Raw genomic sequence first — 13,249 nt, 5'->3', positions numbered from 1 at the left:
ATGGACTCGTGCGGGTCCTCGAGCATCCGCACGGCTGACCGTCATCCGACGGCAGCCGGACCCGTATCGTGCCCTTCGGATGATCCAGGGGCGTCAGAATGGTGCGATGGACCATCACTTCGTCGGCATCCCAGAGTTGAGCGGCGTTCCCCGCGTTGCAGTCGTCATCGACGTCATGCGCGCCTTCACCGTGGCTGCCTGGGCCTTCTCGCGCGGCGTCGAGAGGATCGTCCTGGCCTCGACGGAGAGTGAGGCACTTGCCCTGAAGGAGAGCCACTCGGGGTGGCTGGCCTTGAAGGACGGAGCTCCGGCAGCGGGCTTCGACGCGGTGAACTCACCCGGCTTGCTCAGGTCATGCGATTTCGCCGGTCGCACGCTGGTGCAGAAGACGACGGCAGGAACCGTGGGCGCGCTGGCCGTCGCGAACGCGCCGCTGGTCCTGTGCGCGAGCTTCGTGGTGGCCGGCCCGACCGCGCGGTTCCTGCAGACCCGGGATACCGGTCCGGTGACGTTCGTTGTCACCGGCGAGGGAGGGCAGGCCGACGAGGACCTGGCCTGCGCTGAATACATTGGTCAATGTATGGCCGGAGGCGATGTCGAGGCGGCCCCGTATCTTCACCGCGCGCGGACTTCTCGTGCCGCGGCAGACCTCGCCGGTGGGCTGCGGAGCGGATACCACCCGGACGATGTCGACCTCTGCTTGGAAATCGACAGGTTCTCCTTTGCGATGCTGGCTCGCCAGGAAGAGTCTCTCACGGTGCTCCGTCCCGTTGCGGGGCCTGACATCCCGTCCAGTCTCCGCTGACCTGCCGGAACTTTGGACCTTCAGGTGGCAGAGCTCGCCCCCGGCCGCGCGACCGGACGGCCGCGCCGAGGCGCGAACGCCGGTCCGCTTCAGTCGTCTTCGTCGATCAGCCGCACGGCGTTCAGCGCCGCCGACAGGGCGCGGGTGTCGCCGTCCTCGGAGGCCGCCGCCACGTCCAGTGCGGTGTCCGCGAACTTGATCGCATGCTCGTTGCCGTTGGCGACCGCTCGCTCGAAGACCTCTTCGGGGGTGAGTGAGGCGGCGTCGGGTGCCGGAAGCGGGGCGTCGGCGGCGTAGAGGGCGGTGATCGCCGACGTCGCCGCCCAGGCCGCGGCGAAGGATCCGGCCCACAGCTCCCGGGGGAGCGCGGGCAGCGTCCGCAGCACCGCGTTCGGCGCGGTGGCGGCGTGCACCAGCATGATGCCGTTGCCATGGCCGTGGTCGGCGTAGTTGAGGGAGGCGGCCCGTACGAGCGCGGCCAGCCGCCCGCGTACGGCCTCGGGGTCGTCGGGGACGTGCAGTGACGAGGTGGTGTCCAACCACCCGGGGGTATGCGGAAGTCGGGCGTAGCCCTGCACGGGTGTCAGCCCCCGGTCGGCGACGCGGGGGAGGGCGGCCAGCGCCTCTGCCGGAGTGGCGGTGCCGGCCGGCCGGACGGCGGTGGGCAGGAGCAGATGACGGGCGGCCCAGTAGCCGAGCGCGTGCGCCAACTCCGCGATGTGCACCTCGTCCTGACCCTCCGTCAGCAGACTGCGTACGGCGTGGCCCACGCGGATGACGGGGTGGGTGGCGGCGCCCGCGATGCCGGGCAGCAGTCGCGGCCACCACTCGGCGAGGATCTCGCGCCAGGGCCGCTCGGCGACCTGGCCGCCGAAGTACGCGGTCCAGTCCGTGACCCGGCCCGTATCCCCCAGCGCTTCGTGCCAGTCGGCGTCGGTGATGGGGGCGCGGGCACTGGGCACGTCCTCCAGTTTGTGCTCGTAGGTGTCGAGCCAGCGGTGGACGGTACGGGCCTGTCCGTTGCGCACCATGGCCTCGACGGCCATCGGGCCGTGATTGCTCAGAAAACCCTTGAATTCGGGACCGGAGGCGTGCAGTCGCTGCAGGGCTTCGCCGAGTGTTCCGCTCGTCGTATCCATGGCCAGAAGCTAGGTCGGTGAAACCGGGAGCGTAACGGGCCGGAGACCTAGGCAATTTGGCCTGCGTCACACGTTTTCGGCTTCCCGGCAGCGGGTGCGGCCCTCCACACTCCGCCCCCCTGCCACCCGAGCATTCCGTCAAACTCGACGACGGTGCGACCCCAGATCCCGGCCTCCGGCCTGAATGGGGCACAGTGACCGAGCGTGACCCGGACGAAAACCTTTGATGTCACACTTCAGACGCCCGGTAGCCTGGGCAAATGTTGACCGAAGTCATGGCGACCCGCTATGTCACGCCCTTGCGTGAGGGCGGATCGCTTCCGGGAATCGTCGAGGCCGACGATCTCGGTACCTACATCATGAAATTCACCGGTGCCGGGCAGGGCCGCAAGACCCTCGTCGCGGAGATCATCTGCGGGCAGCTGGGCCGTCGGCTCGGGCTGCGGGTGCCGGAGCTGGTGCAGATGCAGCTCGATCCCGTCATCGGGCTCGGCGAGCCCGATCAGGAGGTCCAGGAGCTGCTCAAGGCCAGCGGCGGGTTGAACCTGGGCATGGACTACCTTCCCGGGTCGCTGGGCTTCGATCCGCTCGCCTTCGAGGTCGGTTCCCGTGAGGCGGGGCGTGTGGTGTGGTTCGACGCGCTGATCAACAACGTCGACCGGTCCTGGCGGAACCCCAATCTGCTGGTCTGGCACGGCGAACTGTGGCTGATCGACCACGGTGCCGCCATGATCTGGCACCACAACTGGCCGAGCGCGGAGAAGGCCGCGAACCGGCCCTACAACGCCTCCGACCATGTGCTGGCCACCTTCGGTCCGGACATCGAGGCGGCGGCCGCCGAACTCGCGCCGCAGATCACCGAGGAGCTGCTGACCGAGATCGCGGCGGACGTCCCGGACGAATGGCTGACGGACGAGCCCGGCTTCGACTCGCCGGACGTGCTGCGCCAGGCGTACGTCAAGACGCTGCTGGCCCGTGCGCAGACGATCAGCGACCACATCACCATCGGGGAGCCCACCAAGGACAAGCCCTCGCAGGCCCCGGAATGGCTGGCCGGAAAGTTGCCGCGGAGGGCAGTGAAGTGACCGGTCTGCACAACGGACGCGATGTTTTCGAGTACGCCCTGCTGAAGGTCGTGCCCCGGGTGGAGCGCGGCGAGATGATCAATGCCGGGGTGGTGGTGTACTGCCACGCCCGGCGCTTCGTCGAGGCCAGGACCCATCTGGACGAGGCCCGGCTGCTGGCCCTGGACCCCACCGCCGACGTGGCCGGCGTACAGGCCGCGCTCTGCGCCGTCGAGGGCATCTGCGAGGGCGGCGAACGGGCCGGGCAGGCGGCCGGCGACGACGCGGGACGGCGTTTCCGCTGGCTGATCGCGCCGCGCAGCACCATCGTCCAGCCCGGACCGGTGCACACCGGCCTGACCGCCGACCCCGCGGCGGAGGCCGAGCGGCTGCTGGAGCTGCTGGTGCGCTGATGTGGCGGAGGGCGCGCCGATGTGGCGGACGCCTCAGTACGGGCGCCCGGTCTGCCGTATGGCGGGCCGGGCGCCCGCTATGTAGGGGCGAGAGCCCGTATGGATGGCGAGAACTCGCCGGGTCCGCTGCGCGTCGCAGGTGAGGTCGGCAACGGCGCGGTGGTGGGGCGTTGACAGCGCGTGGCGGGGCTTCTAGCGTCAGCCCTGCTCAGGGTACTAAGCGGTTGCTCACCTACGGGATCGGTGCGGCGGACCGCTTGTCGAGGTTTCGAGGGTGAGGAGAACCCGCATGTCCACCACCGAGCAGCGCGTCGCCATCGTGACGGGCGCGGCCCGCGGTATCGGCGCGGCCACCGCCGTACGCCTGGCCGCCGAGGGCCGGGCCGTCGCCGTACTGGACCTCGACGAGGCGGCCTGCAAGGACACCGTCGAGAAGATCACCGCGGCCGGCGGCAAGGCCATCGCGGTCGGCTGTGACGTCTCGGACGCGGAGCAGGTGGAGGCGGCGATCACCCGGGTCGCCTCCGAGCTCGGCGCGCCGACCGTCCTCGTCAACAACGCCGGTGTGCTCCGCGACAACCTGCTGTTCAAGATGAGCGAGACCGACTGGGACACGGTCATGAACGTGCATCTGCGGGGCGCGTTCCTGATGTCCCGCGCCTGCCAGAAGCACATGGTGGACGCCGGGTTCGGCCGGATCGTCAACCTCTCCTCCAGCTCGGCGCTCGGCAACCGCGGCCAGGTCAACTACTCGGCGGCCAAGGCCGGTCTGCAGGGCTTCACCAAGACGCTCGCCATCGAGCTCGGCAAGTTCGGCGTCACCGCCAACGCCGTCGCCCCCGGCTTCATCGTCACCGAGATGACCGCGGCCACCGCCGAGCGCGTCGGCATGGGCTTCGAGGACTTCCAGGCCGCGGCCGCCACCCAGATCCCGGTGCAGCGGGTCGGCCGGCCCGAGGACATCGCCAACGCGATCGCCTTCTTCACCGGTGACGCGGCCGGCTTCGTGTCCGGCCAGGTCATGTACGTCGCCGGCGGCCCGCTCAACTGACCGCCGCACCACCCACCTCAGGAGCACAGGACATGACCGAGCAGGACAGCGGGCTCCCCGAGCCCTCCGGCAAGGTGGCACTGGTCACCGGCGCCAGCCGCGGTATCGGCTACGGCATCGCCGAGGCCCTGGTGGCCCGCGGCGACCGGGTCGTCATCACCGGCCGCAACGAGGACGCCCTCAAGGAGGCCACCGAGAAGCTCGGCGCGGACCGGGTGATCGGTGTCGCCGGCAAGGCGCACGACGAGGCGCACCAGGCCGTCGCCGTCGAGCGCGCGATGGAGGCCTTCGGCCGGGTCGACTACCTCGTCAACAACGCGGGCACGAACCCGGTGTTCGGCCCGATCGCCGACCTCGACCTCAATGTCGCGCGCAAGGTCTTCGAGACCAATGTCGTCTCCGCGCTCGGCTTCGCCCAGCGCACCTGGCACGCCTGGCAGAAGGACAACGGCGGGGCGATCGTCAACATCGCCTCCATCGCCGGACTGAACGCCTCGCCGTTCATCGGCGCGTACGGCATCAGCAAGGCCGCGATGGTGAACCTCACGATGCAGCTCGCCCACGAGTTCGCGCCCGTGGTGCGGGTCAACTCCATCGCGCCGGCAGTGATCAAGACCAAGTTCGCGGCGGCGCTCTACGAGAACCGCGAGGAGGAGGCGGCGGCCGGCTACCCGATGGCGCGGCTGGGCGTCCCGGAGGACATCGGCGGGGCCGCGGCCTTCCTGCTGTCCCGCGACTCGGGCTGGATCACCGGCCAGACGCTGGTCGTCGACGGCGGTCTGTTCCTCAACGCCGGGGTCTGACGACCGGGCGGGCCGCGAGGCGGCCTTGCCTTGGTGTGCGCTCCAAGAGGCAGAGTCCGTGGTGCCGGTCCCATCGGGGCCGGCACCATCCGCGTCGGCGGACCTGCCAGGGAGGCATGCCATGCACTACCGCGCGCTCGGCGGCGCTCAAGGGCCCAGGATCAGCGCCGTCTGCCTGGGGACGCTGCCGTTCGGCACCACCGTCGACGAACCGACCGCCTTCGCGATCCTGGACCGCTTCGCGGCGGCCGGCGGTACCTTCGTCGACACCGCGAACCACTACGCCTGCTGGGTGCCGGGCGCCACCGGCGACGAGAGCGAGCTGCTGCTCGGCCGCTGGCTGCGCAGCCGTGGCGCGGCCGGCCGCACGGTCCTGGCCACCAAGGTCGGTGCCCGGCCCGATGCCGCCCGCGGCGCCCGGTGGCCCGCCAACGCGGAGGGCCTGTCCGCTGCGGCCGTACGCGCCGGCATCGAGGGCAGTCTGCGCAGGCTGGGCACCGACCGGGTGGACCTGTACTACGCGTACCCGGAGGACCGCGCGGTCCCTCTGGAGGAGACCGTCGAGGCGCTGGCCGGCCTCGTCCAGGACGGCAGGGTGGGCACCCTCGGCGCCGGCGGCCACCGGACCTGGCGGCTGGCCGCGGCCCGGCACGCCGCCGCCGGGCGCCACCTGCCCGGCTTCCGGGCCGTACAGCGGCGGCACACCTATCTGCGGCCGCGCCTGGGCCTACCTTCCGGCCACCATCTGGAGGCCGACGAGGAGCTGCTCGACTACGCGGCGGCGCACCCCGATCTGTCGCTCATCGGCTATGGGACCCTGATGGGAGGGGCGTACTCGCGCGCCGGCCGTCCGCTGCCGGAGGCCTACGACCACCCCGGTTCGGTGGCGCGGCTGCGGGTGCTGGCGGAGGTCGCGGCGGAGTGCGCGGCCACCGTGAACCAGGTGGTGCTGGCCTGGCTGATGGGCGGCGAGCTGCCGGTCGTGCCCGTACTGGGCGTGAGCTCGGTGGCGCAGCTGGACGAGGGTCTGGCGGCGCTCGACCTGCGGCTGGAGCCCGTCCAGCGGGCCCGGCTCGACACCGCCTGACGCGGGCCGGCCACCGGCCGCGGGCCCGGCACATCGGCCCGCGGACGGCGTTGTCAGTGGTCGCCGGTAGGTTCTGTGACGGAGAACGCAACGTACACCGGAGGTTGTTGACGTGGTGACCGACATGCTGCCCGAGTCCTGGCGCGGGGTACTCGGCGAGGAGTTGGAGAAGCCCTATTTCAAGGAGCTCACCGACTTCGTCGAGCAGGAGCGGGCCGACGGCCCGGTCTATCCGCCCCGCGAACAGGTCTTCGCGGCGCTGGAGGCGACGCCCTACGACCAGGTGAAGGTGCTCATCCTCGGGCAGGACCCGTACCACGGCGCGGGACAGGGCCACGGCCTGTGCTTCTCCGTGCAGCCCGGTGTCAGGACGCCGCCGTCGCTGCGGAACATCTACAAGGAGATGAAGGAGGAGCTGGGCCATCCGATCCCGGACAACGGCTATCTGATGCCCTGGGCCCAGCAGGGCGTACTGCTGCTGAACGCCGTTCTGACGGTCCGCGAGGCCGAGGCGAACTCCCACAAGGGCAAGGGGTGGGAAAAGGTGACCGACGCGGTGATCCGCGCGGTGGCCTCCCGGCCCGACCCGGCGGTCTTCGTGCTGTGGGGGAACTACGCCAAGAAGAAGCTGCCGCTGATCGACGAGGAACGGCATGCGGTGGTGCAGGGCGCGCACCCCTCCCCGCTGTCGGCGAAGAAGTTCTTCGGCTCCCGCCCCTTCACCCAGATCAACGCCGCGATCGCCGCGCAGGGGCACGCCCCGATCGACTGGCGGATCCCTGACCTGGGCTGAGTCCAGGCGGCCGCGCAGGGCCCGTCCGTGCGATCCGTCGGGCGGGCCCGGCCACCCGGTGCGTCGCGCACACCGCGCGAAGGTTTCCAGCGGCGGTTAGCGTCGAGGGAACAGCAGTGACGGTGGTGGGCGAACCCCGGGAGTGCGCGGTGATGAACAAGCGTCGGGAGGCGACGTCCGAGGACGGCGTGCTGACCCGGATCGGCCAGGCGATCATGCTGCATCGCGCGGGGGACCGGGAAGAGGCCCGCAACCGCCTCTCGGCGCTGTGGCACGAGATCGGGCCGCACGGAGACGCCTTCCACCGCTGCACCCTCGCCCACTACATGGCCGACACCCAGGACGACCCCAGGGACGAGCTGGACTGGGATCTGCGAGCCCTGGAGGCGGCCGAGGGCTTCGTCACCGAACGGCCCGACCGCGGCGGATCCGCTCCCGGGGAGTCGAGCGTCGCCGACGGGCCAGGCCCCCGGCACCCCCTCGTCGCGCTGCGCGCGTTCTTCCCCTCGCTGCATCTCAACATCGCGGCCGACTACGCCGCACTGGACCGGACGGCCGACGCCCGTGCCCAGTTGCTGCGCGCCCGGGCCTCGGCCAACGCCCTCGCCGACGGCGAGTACCGCCAGGGGCTCAGGGATGCGATCGACCGTCTGGAGCTGCGGATCGACCGCGCGGCCGGGCGAACGGCGTAGCGCTTGCCCCTTCGCCCTCCGTGGGCCCCGGCTAGGCCGTCTCTTTCGGATCTTGCCGGTTAAGCCCGTGGCGTCTGGCGCGGTGCATCGCAAGGCGGAGGGTCGCCCGCGTACTGGACGTACTCGGGCGACCCGACAACGATGGGGGTCCCCCCGCGCCGTTCAGGCGTGGGGGAGAGGTGCCGTGTCAGACGCCACGGGGCAGGCAAGATCCGAAAGAGACGGCCTAGCCCTCCCCCCGCAGCATCCCGTCGAGGAGCTCCGCGCACGAGGCGCGCAGCGCGGCGCGGGTGGGGACGGCGGCGTGGAACTGCCCCGCCGTGCAGGAGAAGAGCACCCCGTCGCACCAGGCGATCATGCTGAGCGCATGCCGTTCCGGTTCGCCGGAGCCGGCCGCCGCCAGCATCGCCACCATCGGCTCACGGAAGGCCCGGCCCGCCCGGTCGTAGATCTCCCGCAGTTCGGGCCTGCGGGTGGCCTCCAGGGCCAGTTCGTAGCGGGCGATGACCAGCTGCCGGTGCCGGGAGAGGTAGCGGTGCAGCGCCAGCGACAGGGCATCGGCGACCGGCTCCGCCCCCGCGCCGTAGCCACCCCCCTCCGGGGCCTTCGGCGCCTCGTCCAGTGCCAGTACCGCCGTCTCCCGCTCGGCCAGCCGGCGTACCGCCGCCTCCAGCAGGGCCGCCCGGGTGCGCGCGAGATTCGACGTCGAGCCCTGCGGCAGCCCGGCCGCCTCGTCCACGGCCCGATGGGTCAGCCCCCGCATACCGCGTTCGGCGAGCAGAGCGAGCGCCGCATCGGCGATCAGCTCATGGCGCGAGCCGGGGGAGCGGGCGGGGCGGGGAGCCGGGTCGGGGGAGCTGCGGGTGTTCATGGCAGGTCACCCTAGCGCTCCGACTACGGGTGTAGTCTCCTCTCGAGAGCGGCAACTACATCTGTAGTCACGCACTGTGGACCGGACCGGGGAGACGACATGCGGCAACCCACCGCGATCGTGATCGGCGGCGGTATCGGCGGGCTCACCGCCGCGGTGGCACTGGACCGCCGCGGCTGGTCGGTCACCGTCCTGGAGCGCGCCGCCGCGCCGGCCTCCGGGGTCGGCCACCCGGCGACGAGCGAAGGCGGCGCCCGGCGCGGTGGCGCGGGCATCGGCCTCGCCCCGAACGCCCTGCGCGCCCTGGACACCCTCGCCGCGGGCGACGCGGTACGCGCGCGGGCCGCCCGGCAGGCCACCGGTGAACTCCGCCTCCCAAGCGGCCGGCGGCTGGCCCGTACGGACGACGCCGCCGCCGTCCGGCGGTTCGGCGGGCCGGTCCTGGTCGCGCACCGCGCCGACCTGATCGCCCTGCTCGCCGCCCGGCTGCCCGACGGGGCGGTGCGCACCGCCTCCCCCGCCGCCCTCGTCGACCCGGGCGACCCGGCATCCGGCGCCCGCCCGGCACGCGTACGCGTCGCAGGAGGCGAGGGGGAGGAGCTGACCGCGGACCTCGTCGTCGCCGCCGACGGCATCCACTCCGCCGTCCGCCGGACGCTCTTCCCCGGCCACCCCGCGCCCCGCTACGCCGGCTTCACCGCCTGGCGGATGGTCGTCCCCGCCCTCGACAGCCCTTGGACCGCGCACGAGACCTGGGGGCCCGGCGGCCTGTGGGGCACCGTGCCGCTGCACGACGGGCGGGTCTACGCGTTCGCCACCGCGGCCGTCCCACCCGGCGGCCGGGCCGCCGACGACGAGCGGGCCGAACTGCTGCGCCGCTTCGGCGACTGGCACCACCCCGTCCCCGCCGTGCTCGCCGCCGTCGACCCGGCCGCCGTGCTCCGCAACGACGTCCACACGGTGGCGGCACCGCCGCCCGCCTTCCACCGCGGCCGGGTCGCCCTGCTCGGCGACGCCGTCCACCCCATGACCCCGAACCTCGGACAGGGCGGCTGCCAGGCCATCGAGGACGCCGTCGTGCTGGCGTACCAGGCCGCACCGGACGGTGATCTCGCCGCCGCGCTCGCCGCGTACACCCGGCAGCGGCTGCCGCGCACCATGGAGGTGGTGCGCCGGGCCGAGCGCATCGGGCGCCTCACCACCTGGCGCTCCCGCCCCGCCTGTGCGCTGCGCGCCGCCCTGATGGCCGCCACAGCCCTCCCCCGAGGACTCCGACGACTGCGTCCAGGGGGGACCCCCACCGCGCCGGATCTCGCGCTGCGGGCCCTGGACGGCATCGCCGACTGGACGCCGCCGACCGCCACGTATGCTGCCGAGGCGCGGGGCACCAGGACCGCGGAGCTACCCAAGGAGCACGAGTGAAGATCGGCTGCATCGGACTCGGCGACATCGCCCAGAAGGCGTACCTGCCCGTACTGGGCGTACAACCGGGCCTGGAGATACATCTGTGCACCCGCACCCCGGCCACCCTCCAACGGGTCGGCGCCGCCCACCGCCTGAGCGGTGAACAGCTCCACACGGACCTGGACTCGCTGCTCGCCACGGGCCTGGACGCGGCCTTCGTGCACGCGGCGACCGCCGCGCACCCGCAGATCGTGACCCGGCTGATCGAGGCGGGCGTCCCGACGTACGTCGACAAGCCGATCTCCTACGAACTGGCCGAGTCCCAGCGGATCGTCGCGCTCGCCGAGGACCGCGCGGTGGGCCTCACCGTCGGCTTCAACCGCCGCTTCGCGCCCGCCTACGCCCAGTGCCGCGAGCACGCCCGCGACCTGATCCTGATGCAGAAGAACCGCGTCGGGCTGCCGGAGGACCCGCGCACGCTGGTCCTGGACGACTTCATCCACGTCGTCGACACCCTGCGGTTCCTCGTGCCCGGCGAGGTCGACCACATCGACGTGCGGGCCAGGATCCGGGACGGGCTGATGCAGCACGTGGTGCTGCAGCTCTCGGGCGACGGCTTCACCGCCCTCGGCACCATGAACCGCCTCAGCGGCTCCGCCGAGGAGGTCCTCGACGTCTCCGGCCACGACACCAAGCGCCAGGTCGTCAATCTCGCCGAGGTCATCGACCACAAGGGCCAGCCGAGCATCCGGCGGCGCGGCGACTGGGTGCCGGTCGCCCGCCAGCGCGGCATCGAGCAGATCGTCCAGGCGTTCCTGGACGACGTACGGGCCGGCCGGACGCCGTCCGCCCAGGACGCGCTGCGCACCCACGAGCTGTGCGAACGAGTGGTCACCGACGCGCTCGCGCAGGCCGCCCGCTGACCGCGCGGACACCCGCGTACGCGCCGGCCAGCACCAGCGCGCCCACCGCCGTGTACACGGCCCAGTCGCCGTACCGGACATACGGGCTGGTGCCCTCCGCCAGTGGCAGGTTGTAGACCTCCGCCGCACTGCGGTCGGTGCCGAGCTGCTCGCCGATCCGCTCGCCCCGGGGGCCGTACACCGCGCTGACGCCGGTGAGCGTGGCGTGCACCATCGGCCGCCAGGTCTCGGCGGCGCGCAGCGCGCCGAGCGAGGCGTGCTGCCGGGGCGCCCAGCTGCCCTGGAACGTCGACGTCGAGGACTGGGCGACCAGTACCCGTGCACCGTCGCGCGCCAGATGGCTGCTCATGTCCGGGAAGGCGGTCTCGAAGCACACCAGCGGCCCGATCCGCAGCCCGTGCGCGGAGGCGACCGGAATCACCACCTGGTGGGTGCCGCGTATCCGGTCGGTCGTGGCCGCCTTGCCGACCTTCGTCGCCCAGCCCAGCACCGACCGCAGCGGTATGTACTCGCCGAACGGCACGAGCCGCATCTTGGCGTAGCGGTCCCCGGTCGGCCCGTCCGGTCCGATGAGCACCGCGCTCTTGTAGATCCCCGGCCCGCCGTTGCGCGGTGCGTCGGCGTTGACCAGCAACTCGGCGCCGGTCCGCCGGGACAACGCGGCGAGCCGCGCGGCGATGTCCGGGCGGTCCACCGGGTCGCGGTACAGGCTGCTCTCGCCCCAGACGACCAGCCGGACCCCGCGGCCCGCCAGCGAGCGGGTGAGCGCTTCGCTGCGCGCCAGCCGTTCGGTGGGGGTGCCGGTCAGGCCCGGCTGGACGATCGCGATCCGCACCGTGCCCGCGGGGCGGGGGACCGGCGCCCAGTACCAGGCCGCGGTGCCGGCCAGGGCGCACACCAGCAGGCCGACGACGGCGGGCAGTCGCGCCGCCGGGCGGGCGACCAACTCGGCCAGTGCGGTGTTCACCGCCACGATCAGCAGGCTGACCAGCCACACCCCGCCGATCGACGCCAGCCGCAGCGCGGGCGGCACCTGCCACTGGCTGGCGCCCAGCAGACCCCAGGGGCCGCCCAAGTACTCCCAGGAGCGGACCAGTTCGACCATCAGCCAGCCCGACGGCACCAGCACCAACGCGGCCGCGCGCCGCCCGCCCGTCGCCCGCCACCGCCCTTCGCCGGAAACGCTGCGCGCTGCCCCTCCTGATGCGGGCGCGCCGCCCAGCAGCGCCCGCACCAGGAGTCCCCAGGGCGCCCACAGCGCACCCAGCAGCAGGGCGAGCACGAGTATGAAGACATGCAGGCTCGGCAGCAGCCAGTGGTGCACGGCCAGTATGAAGCCGGCGCCGCCCAGCCAGCCGTCCAGCGCGGCCCGGCCGTACGTCGGCGCGGAGCGCACCAGCAGCAGCCAGGGCACCAGCGCGCCGTACGCCAGCCACCACCAGGACGGCGCGGGGAAGGCGAGGGCCGGCAGCGCCCCGGCGAGTGCCGCGGCCACCGCGCGCCCCCAAGGGGAACGCAGCCACCACGCCCGACGGCCGGGCGATCTGTCCATACGGCCTCCCTCGTGCGGGTTCGCGCCGGTCGGACGGCCAGTGTGCGCGGGCGGGCCGATCAAGGAAAGGGGGCGTGGCCAGGACGGCCGATTCACCACCGCACGGCGTCCGGCAGCCGGGCGTCAGCCGTCCTGGGCGCGTACCTCCCGCCACTTCTCGTGCACCACGACCCCGGTCAGCCGCCAGCCGTCCGTGGTGCGGCGGACGGTGAAGTCGTAGCGGCCGGCGCAGGTGTAATTGGGGGCGGTGGCGCCACCTCCGGTGTCCGTCGCGGATCCGGCGAGCCGCATCGGATTGAGGTAGTCGGCCCGGACGGTCGCGCTGTCGCCCGGCGCGCCGTCCGTTCTCGCCAGGGTGATACGGCGGTTGACGATCAGATGCTGCCGTATGGCGAAGTGCCGCAGCATCTCGGCGAGCCAGGCCGCGACCTCCTCGATGCCGCCCTCGATGCCGCCCGCGGAGCGGTAGTCGGCCCGGCCGTCCGGCGTGAAGAGGGCCAGATAGCCCGGCCAGTCGCCGTCGTCCACGGCGATCGCATAGCCCGTGACCAGCTCGTCGATGGCGAGACGGTCCATGACCGTGGAGTGTTCCGCGCGCTGCGTCATCTCCTCAGTTTTCGGCATGCCGAAGGCCCCCGCCAAGAGGTGGGGG

At 72.5% G+C, this 13,249-nt stretch carries 14 protein-coding genes; 10 read left to right on the top strand and 4 right to left on the bottom strand.

The genetic code is table 11. The features are described 5' to 3' along the window. Positions 1 to 106 precede the first annotated feature (106 nt). Positions 107 to 805 carry a 2-phosphosulfolactate phosphatase gene (locus WAB15_RS06375; RefSeq protein ID WP_407285617.1) on the top strand — a complete coding sequence of 233 codons (699 nt, stop codon included), beginning with the start codon at positions 107 to 109 and terminating at the stop codon, positions 803 to 805. Between the two features lie 89 nt (positions 806 to 894). On the opposite strand, the gene WAB15_RS06370 is transcribed toward WAB15_RS06375, so the two are convergent. Further along, positions 895 to 1,944, bottom strand: coding sequence for a questin oxidase family protein (locus WAB15_RS06370; protein WP_407285616.1), 1,050 nt, complete (start codon positions 1,942 to 1,944; stop codon positions 895 to 897). Between the two features lie 260 nt (positions 1,945 to 2,204). On the opposite strand from WAB15_RS06370, the gene WAB15_RS06365 reads away from it, so the two are divergent. The 7 genes from WAB15_RS06365 (at position 2,205) to WAB15_RS06335 (ending at position 7,847) form a co-directional block, all read left to right on the top strand. Beyond that, complete coding sequence (locus WAB15_RS06365; RefSeq protein ID WP_399151085.1) at positions 2,205 to 3,029, top strand: HipA family kinase; 825 nt, start codon at positions 2,205 to 2,207, stop codon at positions 3,027 to 3,029. After that, positions 3,026 to 3,421 carry a DUF3037 domain-containing protein gene (locus WAB15_RS06360; protein WP_399151084.1) on the top strand — a complete coding sequence of 132 codons (396 nt, stop codon included), beginning with the start codon at positions 3,026 to 3,028 and terminating at the stop codon, positions 3,419 to 3,421. The genes WAB15_RS06365 and WAB15_RS06360 overlap by 4 nt, the downstream gene beginning before the upstream one ends. Positions 3,422 to 3,710: 289 nt before the next feature. Continuing rightward, positions 3,711 to 4,472, top strand: coding sequence for a 3-oxoacyl-ACP reductase FabG (gene fabG / locus WAB15_RS06355; protein ID WP_399151083.1), 762 nt, complete (start codon positions 3,711 to 3,713; stop codon positions 4,470 to 4,472). A gap of 32 nt (positions 4,473 to 4,504) precedes the next feature. Further along, positions 4,505 to 5,275: an SDR family oxidoreductase gene (locus WAB15_RS06350; RefSeq protein ID WP_399151082.1), complete on the top strand. Its 771-nt coding sequence runs from the start codon at positions 4,505 to 4,507 to the stop codon at positions 5,273 to 5,275. A 121-nt stretch (positions 5,276 to 5,396) separates the two neighbouring features. Next, the gene (locus WAB15_RS06345; protein WP_407285615.1) at positions 5,397 to 6,362 is read left to right on the top strand and encodes an aldo/keto reductase; all 966 of its coding nucleotides are present in this window, start codon (positions 5,397 to 5,399) and stop codon (positions 6,360 to 6,362) included. 124 nt (positions 6,363 to 6,486) lie between these two features. After that, positions 6,487 to 7,155, top strand: a complete 669-nt coding sequence (locus WAB15_RS06340; RefSeq protein ID WP_399151086.1) for a uracil-DNA glycosylase — start codon at positions 6,487 to 6,489, stop codon at positions 7,153 to 7,155. A 152-nt stretch (positions 7,156 to 7,307) separates the two neighbouring features. After that, a complete protein-coding gene (locus WAB15_RS06335) occupies positions 7,308 to 7,847 on the top strand; it encodes a hypothetical protein (RefSeq protein WP_407285614.1) in 540 nt (179 codons plus the stop codon). A gap of 226 nt (positions 7,848 to 8,073) precedes the next feature. Here the strand turns inward: WAB15_RS06335 and WAB15_RS06330 are convergent, their stop codons facing one another. After that, on the bottom strand, positions 8,074 to 8,718 hold the full coding sequence (locus tag WAB15_RS06330; protein ID WP_399151079.1) for a TetR/AcrR family transcriptional regulator: 645 nt from the start codon (positions 8,716 to 8,718) through the stop codon (positions 8,074 to 8,076). 99 nt (positions 8,719 to 8,817) lie between these two features. Here WAB15_RS06330 and WAB15_RS06325 point away from each other — a divergent pair, with 99 nt between their 5' ends. After that, the gene (locus WAB15_RS06325) at positions 8,818 to 10,140 is read left to right on the top strand and encodes an FAD-dependent monooxygenase (RefSeq protein ID WP_407285613.1); all 1,323 of its coding nucleotides are present in this window, start codon (positions 8,818 to 8,820) and stop codon (positions 10,138 to 10,140) included. Next, a complete protein-coding gene (locus tag WAB15_RS06320) occupies positions 10,137 to 11,045 on the top strand; it encodes a Gfo/Idh/MocA family protein (protein ID WP_399151077.1) in 909 nt (302 codons plus the stop codon). Before WAB15_RS06325 ends, WAB15_RS06320 begins: the two co-directional genes overlap by 4 nt. Here WAB15_RS06320 and lnt read toward each other — a convergent pair. Together lnt and WAB15_RS06310 are read right to left on the bottom strand one after the other, a co-directional pair. Then, positions 11,014 to 12,597: an apolipoprotein N-acyltransferase gene (gene lnt, locus WAB15_RS06315; RefSeq protein ID WP_407285612.1), complete on the bottom strand. Its 1,584-nt coding sequence runs from the start codon at positions 12,595 to 12,597 to the stop codon at positions 11,014 to 11,016. The genes WAB15_RS06320 and lnt overlap by 32 nt on opposite strands. A gap of 123 nt (positions 12,598 to 12,720) precedes the next feature. Next, the gene (locus tag WAB15_RS06310; protein ID WP_399151075.1) at positions 12,721 to 13,203 is read right to left on the bottom strand and encodes a nuclear transport factor 2 family protein; all 483 of its coding nucleotides are present in this window, start codon (positions 13,201 to 13,203) and stop codon (positions 12,721 to 12,723) included. Positions 13,204 to 13,249: the final 46 nt, after the last annotated feature.

The sequence above is a fragment of the Streptomyces sirii genome (assembly GCF_045690365.1).
GTDB classification, from domain to species: domain Bacteria; phylum Actinomycetota; class Actinomycetes; order Streptomycetales; family Streptomycetaceae; genus Streptomyces; species Streptomyces sirii.
This window is presented reverse-complemented; position numbering and strand designations above follow the sequence as displayed.